This is a genomic window from Thermus sp., assembly GCF_039793865.1.
Lineage (GTDB): Bacteria > Deinococcota > Deinococci > Deinococcales > Thermaceae > Thermus.
In genome coordinates this window covers 59,538-73,524 of sequence record NZ_JBAMMI010000093.1, presented here as the reverse complement: position 1 = coordinate 73,524, position 13,987 = coordinate 59,538, and the positions used below count along the sequence as shown (strand labels likewise).

General features: G+C 69.3%; 12 protein-coding genes, 1 tRNA gene and 1 pseudogene. All 14 read right to left on the bottom strand.

Going from position 1 to position 13,987, the window contains the following annotated elements; genetic code table 11:
* Window positions 1–93 precede the first annotated feature (93 nt).
* Window positions 94–1,566, bottom strand: coding sequence for a TrkH family potassium uptake protein (locus ABJK26_RS09600; protein ID WP_347242057.1), 1,473 nt, complete (start codon window positions 1,564–1,566; stop codon window positions 94–96).
* Window positions 1,538–2,875, bottom strand: coding sequence for a Trk system potassium transporter TrkA (gene trkA, locus ABJK26_RS09595; RefSeq protein WP_347242056.1), 1,338 nt, complete (start codon window positions 2,873–2,875; stop codon window positions 1,538–1,540). The genes ABJK26_RS09600 and trkA overlap by 29 nt, the downstream gene beginning before the upstream one ends.
* A gap of 12 nt (window positions 2,876–2,887) precedes the next feature.
* Entirely contained in the window at window positions 2,888–4,192 is a 1,305-nt protein-coding gene (gene rimO / locus ABJK26_RS09590; protein ID WP_347242055.1) for a 30S ribosomal protein S12 methylthiotransferase RimO, read from the bottom strand.
* 73 nt (window positions 4,193–4,265) lie between these two features.
* Window positions 4,266–5,129, bottom strand: coding sequence for a RodZ domain-containing protein (locus ABJK26_RS09585; protein ID WP_347242054.1), 864 nt, complete (start codon window positions 5,127–5,129; stop codon window positions 4,266–4,268).
* Between the two features lie 4 nt (window positions 5,130–5,133).
* The gene (locus tag ABJK26_RS09580; RefSeq protein WP_347242053.1) at window positions 5,134–5,979 is read right to left on the bottom strand and encodes a pseudouridine-5'-phosphate glycosidase; all 846 of its coding nucleotides are present in this window, start codon (window positions 5,977–5,979) and stop codon (window positions 5,134–5,136) included.
* A 16-nt stretch (window positions 5,980–5,995) separates the two neighbouring features.
* The gene (locus ABJK26_RS09575) at window positions 5,996–6,745 is read right to left on the bottom strand and encodes a DUF4388 domain-containing protein (protein WP_347242052.1); all 750 of its coding nucleotides are present in this window, start codon (window positions 6,743–6,745) and stop codon (window positions 5,996–5,998) included.
* On the bottom strand, window positions 6,721–7,509 hold the full coding sequence (locus ABJK26_RS09570) for a fructosamine kinase family protein (RefSeq protein ID WP_347242051.1): 789 nt from the start codon (window positions 7,507–7,509) through the stop codon (window positions 6,721–6,723). The genes ABJK26_RS09575 and ABJK26_RS09570 overlap by 25 nt, the downstream gene beginning before the upstream one ends.
* Entirely contained in the window at window positions 7,472–7,957 is a 486-nt protein-coding gene (locus ABJK26_RS09565) for a low molecular weight protein-tyrosine-phosphatase (RefSeq protein WP_347242050.1), read from the bottom strand. The genes ABJK26_RS09570 and ABJK26_RS09565 overlap by 38 nt, the downstream gene beginning before the upstream one ends.
* Window positions 7,958–8,011: 54 nt before the next feature.
* Window positions 8,012–9,559 (bottom strand): histidine kinase, encoded by a 1,548-nt coding sequence (locus ABJK26_RS09560; protein WP_347242049.1) that lies wholly within the window; start codon window positions 9,557–9,559, stop codon window positions 8,012–8,014.
* Window positions 9,552–10,286, bottom strand: coding sequence for an RNA methyltransferase (locus ABJK26_RS09555; protein ID WP_347242048.1), 735 nt, complete (start codon window positions 10,284–10,286; stop codon window positions 9,552–9,554). The genes ABJK26_RS09560 and ABJK26_RS09555 overlap by 8 nt, the downstream gene beginning before the upstream one ends.
* Window positions 10,283–12,349 carry a transglycosylase domain-containing protein gene (locus ABJK26_RS09550; protein ID WP_347242047.1) on the bottom strand — a complete coding sequence of 689 codons (2,067 nt, stop codon included), beginning with the start codon at window positions 12,347–12,349 and terminating at the stop codon, window positions 10,283–10,285. Before ABJK26_RS09550 ends, ABJK26_RS09555 begins: the two co-directional genes overlap by 4 nt.
* Before the next feature lie 17 nt (window positions 12,350–12,366).
* Window positions 12,367–12,722: pseudogene (locus tag ABJK26_RS09545) on the bottom strand (response regulator).
* A gap of 43 nt (window positions 12,723–12,765) precedes the next feature.
* Window positions 12,766–12,839 (bottom strand) — tRNA-Gln (locus ABJK26_RS09540).
* Between the two features lie 38 nt (window positions 12,840–12,877).
* Window positions 12,878–13,984, bottom strand: coding sequence for a redox-regulated ATPase YchF (ychF, locus tag ABJK26_RS09535; RefSeq protein WP_347242046.1), 1,107 nt, complete (start codon window positions 13,982–13,984; stop codon window positions 12,878–12,880).
* Between the last annotated feature and the right edge of the window lie 3 nt (window positions 13,985–13,987).

Genomic DNA, 13,987 nt, shown 5'->3' with positions numbered 1-13,987 from the left:
GAAAGCATAGCGGCCACTATTTTTTCAGGCCCAGGGATAGGTAGCAACTTGGGTGATTATACCGGCTTGGGCTTGAGCGAAGGGTCCCAGCCCTCACCTAAGGCGCCGCCAAAGCTCGGGGCTTAGCAGGAGGGCCACGGGCAGGATCTCTATCCGCCCCGCCCACATCAGGAGGATGAGCACCCCCTTGGCCAGGGGGTGGAGGCCGGCGTAAGAGCCCATGGGCCCCACGGGGCCCAGGCCCGGGCCGATGTTGCCGATGGCCTGGGCGCTGGCGGTGAAGGCCACCACGAAGTCCTTTTCCAGAAGGGCCAGAATCAGGGTCCCCGCGGCGAAAAGCAGGGTGTAGAGGAAGACGAACACGGAAACCTGGCGCAGGGCTTCCTCGGAAACCACCCTCGGCCCCAGGCGCAGGGGAAGCACCGCCTGGGGGTGAAGGGTGCGGGTGATCTCCCGCCTGAGGAAGCCGAAGAGCAAGAGCCAGCGCACCACCTTGATCCCGCCCGCGCCCGAGCCCGCGCTTCCCCCCACGAACATGAGGAGGACCAAAACCGCCTGGGCGGGGACCACCCACCCCGCGAAGTCCACGCTGGCGAAGCCCGTGGTGGTGAGAATGGAGACCACCTGGAAGAAGGCGTGGCGGAGGCTTTCCTCGAGGCCGTAGAGGTGATGGGTGTAAAGGTAGAAGGCGAGAAGGACCCCCGCAAGAAGCACCAGGGCCGCATAGGCCCGGAACTCGGCATCCCGGAAGAGGGGCCTCACCTCGCGGCGGAAGAAGAGGCGGTACTGCAGGAGGAAGTTCACCCCCGCCAAAAACATGAAGAGGGTCCCCGCCCACTGGGCCCACGGGGAGTAGGAGGCGAAACTCTGCGGATTGGGGCTAAACCCGCCGGCGGGGGTGGTGGCCAGGGCGTTGGCCAAGGCCTCAAAGGCGGGGACCCCCGCCCCGAAGTAGGCCAAAAAGGCCAAGGCGGTGAGGAGGAGGTAGACCCTAAGCACCGCCTGGGCGGTGTGGCGAAGCTTTGGGGTGAGCTTCTCCTTCTCCACCCCGGTGGCCTCGGCGAAGAAAGCCTGGCGGCCCGCCACCTGGAGCTGGGGGAAGACCACCAGGAAGAGGAGGACGATGCCAATGCCGCCCATCCACTGGGTGAAGCCGCGCCAGAGGAAGAGGCTTTGGCCGAAGCGGCCGAAATCGCTGAGCACCGTGGCCCCGGTGGTGGTGAACCCGGAGACCGCCTCAAAGAGGGCGTCCAGGTAGCCAAGCCCTCCGGAAACCCAGTAGGGCACCGCCCCCAAAAGGGGCACCGCCAGCCAAAGGAGGGCCACGCTGGCGAAGACCTCGGCCCGCCTGGGCTGGGCCTCGGGGTGCCCCAGGGCCTGGAGGAGGCGCCCAAGCCCAAACCCCAAAAGGGCCGCCAGGGCGAAACCCCGGGCGTCCTCGCGCCAGAGAAGGGCCAGGAGGGCGAACCCCAGGAGGAGCCCCCCAAGGCCCTGGTAGGCGAGGCCCAGGAGGTAGAGGGTGGAGCGGAACCCCTCCTTAGCCGAGGATCCGAGCCACCGCCGCATCCGCCACCTCCCGGGCCGCCACCAGGAAAAGCCGATCCCCGGGGAGGGCCTCGAGGCCCTCCCGGTAGAGCATCACCCGGTGGTCCCGCTCCAAGGCGATGGGGGCCACCTGGGGCCCCGCGAGGCCCGCCAACGGCTTGGGAGCGAAGCTTTCGGGAAGCTCCACCTCCAAAAGCTCGATGTTCTCGTCCATGGTGGAGACGTGTTCCACGTTCTCCGGACCCAGGAAGTCCAACACCGCCCGCACCGCCGCCTGGCGCGGGGTTAGGGGCAGATCCACCCCCACCCGCTCAAACAGCCGGCGGGTCCCGGAGCGGGACACGCGGGTGATGACCTTGCCCACCCCGAGTTGCTTGGCGAGGAGGGAGGCCAGGAGGTTCTTCTCGTCGTTGTCGGTCACGGCCACCACGGCGTCGGCCTCCGCCATCCCCTCGGCCTCGAGGAGCTCCAGGTCCGTCCCGTCCCCGCGAATGACCAGGGCCTCGGGGAGCTCCTGGGCGAGCCACTGGCACCGCTCCAGGCTGGGCTCCACCACCACCACCTCCACCCGGCGGCGCAGGAGCTCCTGGGCCACCAAAAAGCCCACGTTTCCTCCGCCCAGCACCATCACCCGCCGCACCCCCCGCCCTTCGGCGAAGTGGGCCTCCAGCTCGGGAAAGGCCTTGGCCGTGGTGGCGAAGAGGAGCTTGTCCCCCGGGTGCAGAACGAGCCCGGGGAAGTCGGGGTGGGCGAAGCTCAGGAAGCCCCCATCCCGCACCACCCCTACCACCAAGACCCCCTCGGGCCACGAGAGCTCGGAGAGGGGGCGGTGGGCGTAGGGGCTCCCCTCCTTCACCCGGTACTCCGCGTAGCGAAGCCGCCCCTCCGCCAGCTGCTCCACGTCCACCGCCTCGGGCACCAGGATCACCTCCACGATCTCCCGGGCCATGGCCCGCTGGGGCCAGAGGACCCGGTCAATGCGGGTGCCCAGGATCTCGGCGGTGCGGGGGTCGGTGAGGACCTCCACGTATCCCCCCTTGCCCACGAAGCAGAGGACCTGGGCGGCCCCAAGCCCCTTGGCGAGGAGGCTTGCCAGGAGGTTCACCTCGTCGGAGTCGGTGCTGGCGATGAAGAGGTCCGCCCGGTCCACCCCGGCTTCCCTCAGGGTGTCGGGGTCCGTGGCCCCCCCCACCACCACCTTGACGTCCAGCGGGGCGAAGCGCTCCTTGGCCTGGGGGTTGCGGTCAATGACCACCACCTCGTGGGTCTTCTCCAGGGTGCGGGCGAGCTCCCCGCCCACCTCCCCGCCCCCGGCGATGACGATGTACATACCGCCCCTATCCTACGCCTGGACCCCAAAGAGGTCGTAGGCTTCCGCCCGGGTGATGCGCACGGGGATCCTCTCCCCCACCCGCACGGTGCCATCGGTCTCCACGTAGACCACGCCGTCGATCCCGGGAGAGTCGCGGTAGGTGCGGCCCACGGCGAGGCCGGGCTCGGGGAGCTCGTCCACCAGGACCTCGAGGGTCTTCCCTACGAGGCGCTGGTTCTTCCTGAGGCTCACCCGGGCCTGGAGCTCCAAAAGCCTCGCCTTCCGCTCCTCCTTCACCTCCTCGGGCACGGGGTCCGGGAGGCGGTTGGCCTCCGCCCCCTCCACCGGGGAGTAGGCGAAGACCCCCACCCGGTCCAGCTCGGCCTCCTCCAGGAAGTCCAGAAGCATCTGGAAGTCCTCCTCCCTTTCCCCGGGGAAGCCCACGATGAAGGTGGAGCGCAGGGCGAGCTCCGGCACCGCCTCCCGCCAGGCCTTGAGGGTCTTGAGGTGGCTGTGGTACCCCCCGGGGCGGCGCATGAGGCGGAGGATCCGCTCCGAGGCGTGCTGCAGGGGAACGTCCAGGTAGGGGAGCACCTTGCCCTCGGCCATGAGGGGGAGGAGGTCCTTCACGTGGGGGTAGGGGTAGACGTAGTGGAGGCGGATCCAGGCCCCGAGCTCGGCCATGTGGGCGAGGAGGTCCTTAAGCTCCGCCCGCACCAGGCGCTCCCCCCAGAGGCTCGCCCGGTGCCCGAGGTCCACCCCGTAGGCCGAGAGGTCCTGGGCGATGAGGAGGAGCTCCTTGGTGCCCGTGGCCACGAGCCTCGCCGCCTCGGCCAAGACCTCCCCGGCGTCCCGGGAGCGGAGCCTTCCCCGGAGCTTGGGAATGATGCAGAAGCTGCAGCGGTGGTCGCACCCCTCGGAGAGCTTCAGGTAGGCGTAGTGGCGGGGGGTGAGCTTCACCTGGGGGGGGACGAGGTCCAAAAAGGGGTCCCGCGGGGCGGGGAGGACCTCCTGCACCGCTTCCAGAACCCGCTCCACCTCTCCCGGGCCCGTGACGGCGAGCACCTGGGGGTGGCGCTCCCGGATCTTCTCGGGGCGCGCCCCCAGGCACCCCGTGACCACCACCTTGCCGTTTTCCCGGAGGGCTTCCCCGATGGCCTCGAGGCTCTCCTCCACCGCGGGGGTGATGAAGCCACAGGTGTTCACGATGACGAGCTCCGCTTCCCCGTAGGTGGGGCTCGTCTCGTAGCCTAAGGCCTTGAGCCGGGAAAGGATCTGCTCCGAGTCCACCAAGGCCTTGGGGCACCCCAGGCTCACAAAGCCGATCTTCGCCATACGTCTCCCGGGGCCTAAGGGCCCAACAAAGGAAGAGTATAGCCAAGAAGGGAGGCCTTTTCCAGCGGGCCCCTCAGGGAAAGCTCCGGGTGAGGGGCTTGCCAGGCTCCCCCAAAGGCCCGAGGTCCTTCCCCTCCAGGATGACCCGCACCGCTCCCGGGTTGCCGGAGCGCACCTCCACGGGCAGGTCAAAGGCAAGCTCCGCCCCCACCTCGGGGATGCCCTCGTAAAGCCGCTCCCCTCCCCGGGTGACCCGAAGCCAGCTCCGGCCCTCCACCTTAAGGACGAGCTTCCCCGAGGAGGCCGGGGCCTCCTGGGGAGGCGGCCCAGGGTTCTCGGGCAGGGCCTGAAGGCGGTAGCGGAGGGCGAGGGGCCGGTCCAGGGAGATCTCCTCCTCCACGGGCCGGTATCCGGGAAGCTCCAGGCGGAGGACCCGCCTTCCCCCCTCCAGGGGCGGGGCCTCCAGGGGGGTCTGGCCCAGGTAAAAGCCGTCCAGGTAAACCCGGGCCCCAGGGGGCTCGGAAGCCACCCTCAAGGGGTAGCGCTCCGGCGCCTTGGGCGCGGGCTCGGGAGGAAGCTCCACCACCCGGGCGGGGCTTGGCCGAAGAAGGAGGTAGGCCCCGTAACCCAGGCCCAAGAGGAGGAGGGCCAGGAAAAGGCCCCAGGGAAGGCGCCGTCCCTTGGGGCGGGGAGGAGGGAGAGGAGAAACGGGGGCGGCGGGGTACAGGGAAAGGAGGGGCTCGGGGTCCAGGCCCAAAAGGAGAGCGTAGCGCCGGAGGTACCCCCGGGCCAGGGCGGGCTCGGGAAGCCGCTCAAAGCGGCACGCCTCCAGGGCCTCGAGGACCGCCACCTTCAAGGCCAAGCGGGAGGCCGCCTCCTTTAGGCTTAGGCCCCGCTCCTCCCGCGCCCGTCTAAGCCTCTCCCCCAGCTCGCACACAAGACTATTCTAACCCCGAAAGGGCCAGGGCCACGCGGGCCGCCAGGCGGGCATTTTCCAGGAGGAGCCTCCGGTTCACCCGGTCGGTCTCCCCCTGGGAAAGCTCGCCGAGGCGGCGGAGGAGGTAGGGGGTGAGGGCCTTGCCAAAGATGCCCTCGCGCGCGGCCTGGCGGTTGGCCTCCGCCACCATCCGGGCCACCTCCTCGTAGGGGAGGCCCTGGGAGACCGGGTTCACCAGGAGCACACCCCCAAGGCCGAGCTCCTTCGCCTTGCGGAAAAGGAGGGCGGCCTCCAGGGGCGTCTCCACCCGGGCAGGCAGGGGGTACGGGGAAGAGGGGGCATAGAAGGCGGGGAGGCGGTCGGTGCGGTAGCCCACCACGCTCACCCCCAGGGTCTCCAGCCGCTCCAGGGTGGCCGCGAGGTCCAGGATGGCCTTTGGCCCCGCCGAGACCACCAGGATGGGGGTGCGGGAGAGGGCCACGAGGTCGGCGCTCTCGTCGTAGGGCTCGGGGTGCACCCCGCCGATCCCCCCGGTGGCGAAGACCTCTATGCCGTGGAGGTGGGCCAGGTGGGCCGTGGCGGCCACGGTGGTGCCGGCGCTCTTCCCTTGAGCCAGGAGGGCGGCCAGGTTCCAGAGGCTGGCCTTGTCGGCTCCTCCTTGGGCCAGGCGGGCCTTTTCCTCGGGGGTTAGGCCTAGGCGCACCTCTCCCCCCACCAGGGCGATGGTCTTGGGGGTGGCCCCCTCCTCGCGCACCGCCTCTTCCAGGGCCTCGAGGGTTTCCAGGTTCAAGGGGTAGGGCAGGCCGTGGGTGAGGACCGCGGACTCCAAGGCCACCAGGGCTTCGGGCATGGCTTTCAGTATAGGCCTACACCTCGGGCCAGACCCAAACCTCCTCCCCTACCCTGAAGCCGTGAAAGAGGAGCAGCTCGGGGGCAAGCCGTAGCTCCACCCCAAGCCCCTCTGCCCCCTCCACCGCCAAGGAGGCCTCCCGGGCTCCCCGCACCCGCACCCGGGCAAACTCCCCGTAGTGGACCCGCCAGGCGGCGAGGAGAAGCCCGTCCACCTGGGCCCCCCGCTTCCCCAGGGCCACCCGGAGCCTGGCGGCGTGGGGCACCCTGGGGGCCACCTCCACCAGGCGGAGCCGGGCCAGCCGCCCCAGGCGCTTGAGCACCTCCCCCAGGGGAAAGCCCGTGGCGGGAAGGAGGTCCAGGGGGCTTTTACCCCCTTCCAGGGCCAGGAGGAGGGCGAGCTCGGCGGGCTCCAGGGTGGCCTCGGCCTCTTTGGCCTTCGGACTTGGCCGCACCAGGTCAAAAGGGCCCACCTCCACCCCCTCGTCCAACAGGCGAAGGGCCTCCAAGAGGTACCCCTCCAAGGGCCCGCTTAAGGAAGTGCGGGGCGCCCGCTCCCCGGGAAGAAAGCGAAAATCCCCCTCCTTAAGGGCGAGAAGGGCGAGAAGGGCCTCCTTCCCCTCCTTCCCTCGGTAGGCGGCGTGCACGGGCCTACCGCCCTCCAGGTAAACCTCCCCCCCCTCCACCCGGAAGACCCCGGTCTTTCCCCCCTGGGCCAAGAGTTGGAGGAGGTCGATGGGCCCTAAGAGGCGGAAATCGCCTTCCATAAAGCCCCCAGGTAGCCTTCCCCGAAGAAGTGGACGTGGGCCAAGAGGTAGTAGACCTGGTAGCGGGGAAGGGCCCTTTCCACCTCCTCGGGAACGGGGTAGGCCTCCCGGTACGCCCGCCAGAAGGTCTCGGAAAAACCGCCGAAGAGCCGCATCATGGCCAGGTCCACCCCCCGCTCCCCCACGAAGAAGGAAGGGTCCAGCAGGACCGGACCCCTTTGGGAAAAGTGCACGTTCCCGTGCCAGAGGTCACCGTGCAGGGGAGAAGGCCCCTCCGTGGGCAAAGGCCTGTGGAAAAGGGCCTCCACCTTGGGGCCCAGCCCGCCCAGCCGTTTCCAGGTGGCCCTTAGGAAGGGCTCCACGCACCGCAGGAAGAAAAACTCCGTCCAATCCCCCCCTTGCCTCCCGGGCAAGGGAAAGGTGCCCAAGAACCCGGCCCCCGCCCAGTAGGCCTCCCCCCGCCCCCGGTGCAGGGCCGCAAGCCCCCGCCCCAACCCCTCCCAGTCCTCAGGGCCTGGGGGGAGGTACTCCAGCACCAGGCCCTCCTCCCCCCACCAGTAGACCCTAGGGACCGGCGCGCCCCAGGCCCTCAAGGCGGAAAGCCCCTCGGCCTCCGCAGGAAACAGGCCTCGAGGAGGGTCTTCCGCCGTCTTCACCACGTAGGCCCCCACCCGGTAGACCCGGGCCATATCCCCCCCGTGGAGGGGGACAGGAGGGCCTTCCGCCTCAAGCCCCGCCTTCCTCAACAGGGACAGGGGGTCCATGCCTTTCCAAAAAGGCCCTGGCCGCGGCCTCCACCGTCCAGTAAACCTCCCGGCAGTCCTGGAGGTCCCCGTAGTAGGGGTCCGGCACCTCCCCCCCACCCAACTCCTCCAGGAGGAGGCGGGCCTTGCCCCGGGCCTCGGGAAAGCGCCTTTCCACCTCCCGCAGGTTCTCCCGGTCCATGACCAGGATGTGGTCGTAGTAGCGGGCGTCCTCCGGGGTCATGGCCCGGGCCACGTGGGGGAAGTAAGCCCCCTCCTCCTCCAAGACCCGCCGGGCCCTGGGGTCCATGGGCTCCCCGGCGTGCCAGGACCCGGTGCCCGCCGAGTCCACCTCAAAGTGGGCCTCGAGGCCCCGCTCCTTCAGGAGCTTGCGGAAGGCTCCCTCGGCCAGGGGGCTACGGCAGATGTTTCCCAGGCACACGAAGAGCACGCGGACGGGCCGGTCCATGCCCCCATCATAAAGGGCCCCAGCCCGGTTCCCCCACGCCGGCACGGGGTGGCCTCAGTAGGGCACCTCCGCCACCACCTCCGTCCCCTTTCCGGGCTCGGAGCGCACCAGGAAACGCCCTCCCCTCGCCTCCACCCTCTCGCGCATCTGGGTAAGGCCAAACCCCCCTAGGCCCGCCGCCTCGGGGCTTTGGAAGCCCTTGCCGTTGTCCCTCACGGTAAGCCTTGCCCCCCGCTCTCCCAAGGGCTCCAGGACCACCTCCACCCGGGTGGGCTTGCCGTGCTTGGCGGCGTTGGTGAGGGCCTCCTGGAGCACCCGGAAGAGGACCAGCTCGCTGGCCTGGGAAAGCCCCACCCGCTCGGGCAAGGAGAGGAGCACCCGGAAGCCCGCCTGCTCGGCGAAGGCCTGGGCGTAGCGCCGCACGGACTCCAGAAAGCCGTAACGCTCCAGGTCAATGGGCCTTAGGGCGAAGATGCTCCGCCGGACCTCGCGGATCTGGGCCCTCAGGGCGTCCTTGACCTCCCGGAGGGCTTTAAGGGCCGCTTCCTGGTCCTTGGCCAAGAGCCTTTCCGCCAGGTCCAGCTTCAGGGCCATGAAGGCCAGGCTCTGGGCCAGCCCATCGTGGATCTCCCGGGCGATACGGGTCCTCTCCTCGTTGATGGCGAGCTCTTCCGCCCTGAGGTAGGCCTGGGCGTTCCGCACCGCCAGGGCCACCTGGGAGGCCAAAAAGGAGAGGAAGGGGATGCGGCGGGAAAGCCCCTGGCCTCTCAAGACCAGCACCCCCACGGTCTCCCGGGCCCTGAGGGGCAGGGCCAAGGTGTCCCGGGCCACGAAGATGGGGCCTTCCAAGGCTCCTCGCCAGGGGCCTTCCGGGAGAAAGGGGTGGCCCGGGAGATCCAGGTCCCGCACCACCCGGGGCACCAGGAAGCCCTCCTCGTCCAGGAGGAGCACCCCTCCCCCCTGGGCCTCGGCCCAGGCGCGGATGCGCTCCAGAAGACCTTCTAAGAGCCGGTCCAGGTTGGCCTCGGCCTTCAGGGCCTGGTCCACCTCGTAGAGGGTAAGGAAGTCCCGGCTCCGGGCCACCACGGACTGCAAGGCCCCCGCCACCTCGTGGGCCAGCACCTCCAAAAAGACCCGGTCAGGGGCCTCAGAGCAGGCTTCCAGAAAGCCCCTTAGGCCGGGGAGCTCCACCCTGAGCCCCCCGCACTCCTCCCCCGCCCGCACCCCCTCCACCTCCAGGGCCACCCCGTAGCCCAGGGTTTCCTGAAGGGCTTGGGCCAGGCGGCCTGTGGCCTCCTCCAGGTTCTGGCTCTTTAGGGCCTCCCGGAAGATCCTCCCCGCCGCCTGCAAACGGCGGTTGGCCTCCTCCAGGGCCCGCTCGGCCCGGACCTTTTCCAGGACCTCCTGGGCGATCCACTCCAAAACGGCGTAGGTCACCAAAGGCCCCACCAGGCCGTAAAAGCCCAGGCGGAGCCATAGGGTCATGTCCTGATGCCGGTAGGGCAGAAGGGCCAGCTCAAAGGCCACCACCACGGCGGCGATCAAGGGCGGGAGGAGCCTTTGGGCCAGGCGGACCAGGCGCAGGAGGTTCTCGCTAACCATCTCGGTTCTTCATCCGGTAGCGGCTTTGGTGGAGAAGCCCCCTCAAGAGCTGGACCTCCCCGGGGGAAAGCCTCGCCTTGTGGAGGATGCGCCTCAGGCGGCGCATGGCGTAGGGGAAGCGGTTGGCATCGGTGAAGCCGATCTCCAAAATGTAGCGCCCCAGGTCCTGGAAGAGGGCCTCGAGGGCCGAGACCTCCGCCAGCTCCTCCTTAGGCCCCCCTTCCCCCTGGGAGGCCGCCTTGAAAAGCTCGTAGGCGAAGACCACCACCGCCTGGGCCAGGTTCAGGGAGGGCTGCTCGGGCGCCGTGGGGATGGTGCCGATGAGGTGGGCCAGGTCCAGCTCCTCGTTGGTGAGGCCGAAGGTCTCCCGGCCGAAGACCAAGGCCACCTCCCCCTCCGCGGAAAGCACGTGCCGGGGCACCTCCCAGGCGGGCACCACGGGAGCGGGGTAGAGCTCCCTCGGCCTCCCCGTGGTGGCCACCACCCGCTGCACCCCCCGAAGGGCCTCGAGGAGCCCAGGGGCCACCACCGCCTGGTCCAGGATCTCCTCCGCGTGCACCGCCAGCCAGTAGGCCTCCTGCGCCCAAGGCGGGCCCACCCGGGGCCCGGGGTTCACCACGTAAAGCCGAGAAAGGCCGAAGTTGCGCATGGCCCGGGCCACGGCCCCCACGTTCATGGGCTCCTGGGGCTCCACCAGGACCACGCGGACCTGGGCGAGGAGGCTCATGGGGTCCCCTCCGGGGGGGGTTCCTGGGGCGGGGGGGCCTCCGGTGGAGGGGGCGGCGGAGGCTCCTTGCCCCGGGGGAAGACCATCTGCACCCCGCCTTGGGAGGCGTACCCCGAAAGGAGGTCCACCCGCGCCCGCACTAGGCCCGAGGGCATGGGGAAGTCCCCGCTTGGGCGGCCCCTCAGCGCCTCGGCCACGAAGTCCCGGAAGATGGGGGGGTTCACCACCGAGCTGGAGGGCTCCCGCCCGCCCATGCGCAAGGGCTGGTTGTCGTCCCGCCCCACCCAGACCACCACGGAAAGCCCTTGGGTGAGGCCGGCGAACCAGAGGTCCCGGGCCTCGTTGGTGGTCCCGGTCTTCCCCCCCACCACCCGCCCCGGAACCCGCGCTCCCTTGGCCAGGCCCTTTTCCCCCAGGTCGTACACGTACCCCTTGAGGAGGTCCCAGCCCTGGTAGGCCGCCAGGGGGTCAAAGAGGCGGCGCCTTTCGGGGGCGGCCTGGTAGAGCACCCTCCCCTCGCCGTCCTCCACCCTTTGCACGTAGAGGGGGGCCACCCGGTAACCCCCGTTGGCGAAGGCGGCGTAGGCGGCGGCCAGGTCCACCGGGGTAATGGAAGCCCCCCCGATGGCGATGGCCAAGGTGGGGTACTTCACGGCGAACCCGGCCCGGGAGAGCTTCTCCGCTACCCGCTCCACGCCGATGGCCTGGGCGGTGTAGATGGCGGGCAGGTTCAAGGAGAGGTCCAGGGCGTAGCGCACGGTGATCTCCCGGTTGAGAAAGGTGCCGGAAAAGTTCTTGGGCCGCCAAAGCCCCCCAGGCTGGCTGGGGTCGGGGAACTCCAAGGGCCTGTCCGGCACCAAGGTGGCCTGGGTCCAGCCCGCCTCAAAGGCGGTGGCGTAAACGAAGGGCTTGACCGCGCTCCCCGGGTTCCTTAAGGCCCGGGTGGCCCGGTTGTACTCGTCCCCTTCCCGCCGCACCCCCCCCACCAGGGCCAAGACCTCTCCCGTCGCGGGGTCCAAGGCCACCAGGGCGAGCTCCGCCCCCTCAGGCAGGCGGGCCCTACGGGCCACCTCCTCCGCCGCCCGCTGCATGGCGGGGTCCAGGGTGGTGTAGACCTTAAGCCCCCCCTCCCCGTAGACCTTCTCCTTGCCAAAGCGGGCCTCGAGGAAGCGCCGCACCTCCAGGACGAAGTGGGGGGCCATGCGGTAGTCCAGCTGCCTGAGAAGGCGGGCTTCGGGGTCCACCAGGCGGGCCTCCAGGAGGTTGCCCTGGGCATCGTAGCGCGCCTCCCAGCCCTTTGGGACGAGGGGCTCCTTCCAGGCGGCCTCCGCCACCTCCTCGCTCACCCACCCCTCCTCCACCATCTTTTGGAGGAGAAGGCGCATCCTTTCCCGCACCCCCTTCAGGTCCTGGTAGCGGGCGTTGGGCGCGGGGATGAGGGAGGCCAGGTAAAGCCCCTCGGAGAGGGTGAGGGCGGCAGGGTCCTTACCGAAATAGGCCTCCGCCGCCCCCTTGATGCCCACGGCGTTCCCCCCCCAGGGCACAACGTTTAAGTACATCTCCAGGATCTCCTCCTTGGTGTAGCGCCTCTCCAGCTCTAAAGCCAGGGCCCACTCCTTGAACTTCCGCTCCAAGGAGCGGGCCTGGGCCAGCTCCTTAAGGAGGGTGTTCTTGATGACCTGGGTGGTGATGGTGCTTCCCCCCTGCAGGTCCCCCCGGGCGATGGCGTAAACCGCGCCCAAAACCCTAAGAACGTCCACCCCGTAGTGCCGGAAGAAGCGGCGGTCCTCGGAGAACACCACGGCGGCCACCGCCGCCGGGGAGACCTCCGCAAGGCGGACCAGGCTCCGGTGGATGGCCCTACCCTCCTCCACGCTGGCGATCTGGGCCAGGGGGGTACCGTCCCGGGCGTAGAGGGTGGAGGTGGCGGTGAGGCGCAAGCGCTCAAACTGGGAGAGGTCCGGGAGGCCCCGGGTGTAGGCGTAGGCCAGATAGCCCAAGGCCAGAAGGACCCCAAAGAGAAGCCCCACAAGGGCGAGGAAGAGAAAGCGCAACGCCCGCACGCCCCTAAGTTTACCCTCTAGGCCGAAAGGCCCATAAACCGAAAGAGCTTCTCCCGGGTGAGAGGCTTTTCTATGGGGGTCACCCGCACCACCTCGGCGGTGGTGCGGAGCTTTTCCTGAGGGGAGATGAGGACGGCGAGGGGGACCTCCTTGAGCCGTCGCACGTGGCGGATGCGGGCGGCCACGGCGAAGGCGTCCACGTCCAGGTCCTCGTCCAAGAGGATATGGCGAGGGGTGTTAAGCCAAAAAAGGCCCTCCCGGGCCAAGTCAAACGCCTGAACGGGGAACCCCTTTCGGAAAGGACCAGCTCCACATAGGCCCGTAAGGCCTGGTTGCGGCTTAATAGGAGCGGGCCCGGATAGTCCGCCGCCACGGAAGCGGTCTATCCGGGCTTTGCGAAAGCTGTGTGAAAAAGGTGGCTGGGGCGCGTGGACTCGAACCACGACCGGCGGATCCAAAGTCCGCTGTCCTGCCATTAGACGACGCCCCAGCGGCCAAGGCCGATTGTAGAGCAAAAGGGAAGGGACGTCAAACGTTGAAAAGAATGTAGAGGACGTCCCCGTCCCGGACCTCGTAGTCCTTGCCCTCGAGGCGCACCCACCCCCGCTCCTTGGCCCGCGCCCACCCCCCGGCCTCCACCAAGCGGTCCCAGGGGATGACCTCGGCCCGGACGAAGCCCCGCTCCATGTCGGAGTGGATCTCCCCGGCGGCCTGGGGAGCCTTGGTCCCGCGCCGCACGGTCCAGGCCCGCACCTCCTTTTCCCCGGCGGTGAAGAAAGTGAGGAGGCCCAAAGCCCGGTAGCCCGCCCGGGCGAGGCGCTGGAGGCCGCTTTCCTTAAGCCCGTAGGCGGAAAGGAGCTCCCTCGCCTCCTCCTGGGAAAGCTCGGCGAGCTCGGCCTCGAGCCTCGCCGAGACCACCACCACCTCGGCCCCCTCCTCTTGCGCCTTCCGCCGCACCGCTTGGACGTGGGGGTTTTGCTCTCCCTCGGGCAGGTCCTCCTCGGCCACGTTGGCCACGTAGATCACGGGCTTGGCGGTGAGGAGGGGGGTCTCCTTGAGGAAGCGGGCCACCTCCTCCGAGGAGGGAAAGGTGCGGGCGGGCCTGCCTTCCTGGAGGTGGGCGTAAAGGGCCTCGGCCGCCTCTAGGAGGGAAAGCTTTTCCCGGTCAGCCCGGGCCTCCTTCCTCAGGCGCTCAAGCCGCTTCTCCAGGGTAGCGAGGTCGGCGAGGAGGAGCTCGGTTTCCACCACCTCCGCGTCCTCCAGGGGGTCCACCCGGCCCATGACGTGGACCACCTCGGGGTCGGGGAAGCAGCGGAGGACGTGGGCGATGGCCGCCACCTCGCGGATGTGGGCCAGGAACTGGTTCCCAAGCCCCTCCCCCTTGTGGGCCCCTTTGACGAGCCCGGCGATGTCCACGAACTCCACGTGGGTGGGCACCACGGGCGGCACCCGCTCCCCCTTGGCGAAGGCCTTCTGCAGGGCATAGAGCCTTTCGTCCTCCAGGGGCACCACCCCCACGTTCTTGTCTATGGTGGCGAAGGGGTAGTTGGCGGCGAGGGCCCCCGCCCGGGTGAGGGCGTTGAACAGGGTGGACTTGCCCACGTTGGGTAGACCTACGATTCCTACGGCAAGCATCTT

Bases quoted from the DNA above. Each gene is read 5' to 3' on its own strand.
- ABJK26_RS09575 (WP_347242052.1), bottom strand. From the start codon at position 6,745: ATGGAAGGCGATTTCCGCCTCTTAGGGCCCATCGACCTCCTCCAACTC.
- rimO (WP_347242055.1), bottom strand. From the start codon at position 4,192: ATGGCGAAGATCGGCTTTGTGAGCCTGGGGTGCCCCAAGGCCTTGGTG.
- ABJK26_RS09580 (WP_347242053.1), bottom strand. From the start codon at position 5,979: ATGCCCGAAGCCCTGGTGGCCTTGGAGTCCGCGGTCCTCACCCACGGC.
- ABJK26_RS09600 (WP_347242057.1), bottom strand. From the start codon at position 1,566: ATGCGGCGGTGGCTCGGATCCTCGGCTAAGGAGGGGTTCCGCTCCACC.
- trkA (WP_347242056.1), bottom strand. From the start codon at position 2,875: ATGTACATCGTCATCGCCGGGGGCGGGGAGGTGGGCGGGGAGCTCGCC.
- ABJK26_RS09555 (WP_347242048.1), bottom strand. From the start codon at position 10,286: ATGAGCCTCCTCGCCCAGGTCCGCGTGGTCCTGGTGGAGCCCCAGGAG.
- ABJK26_RS09570 (WP_347242051.1), bottom strand. From the start codon at position 7,509: ATGGACCCCCTGTCCCTGTTGAGGAAGGCGGGGCTTGAGGCGGAAGGC.
- ABJK26_RS09560 (WP_347242049.1), bottom strand. From the start codon at position 9,559: ATGGTTAGCGAGAACCTCCTGCGCCTGGTCCGCCTGGCCCAAAGGCTC.
- ABJK26_RS09565 (WP_347242050.1), bottom strand. From the start codon at position 7,957: ATGGACCGGCCCGTCCGCGTGCTCTTCGTGTGCCTGGGAAACATCTGC.
- ychF (WP_347242046.1), bottom strand. From the start codon at position 13,984: ATGCTTGCCGTAGGAATCGTAGGTCTACCCAACGTGGGCAAGTCCACC.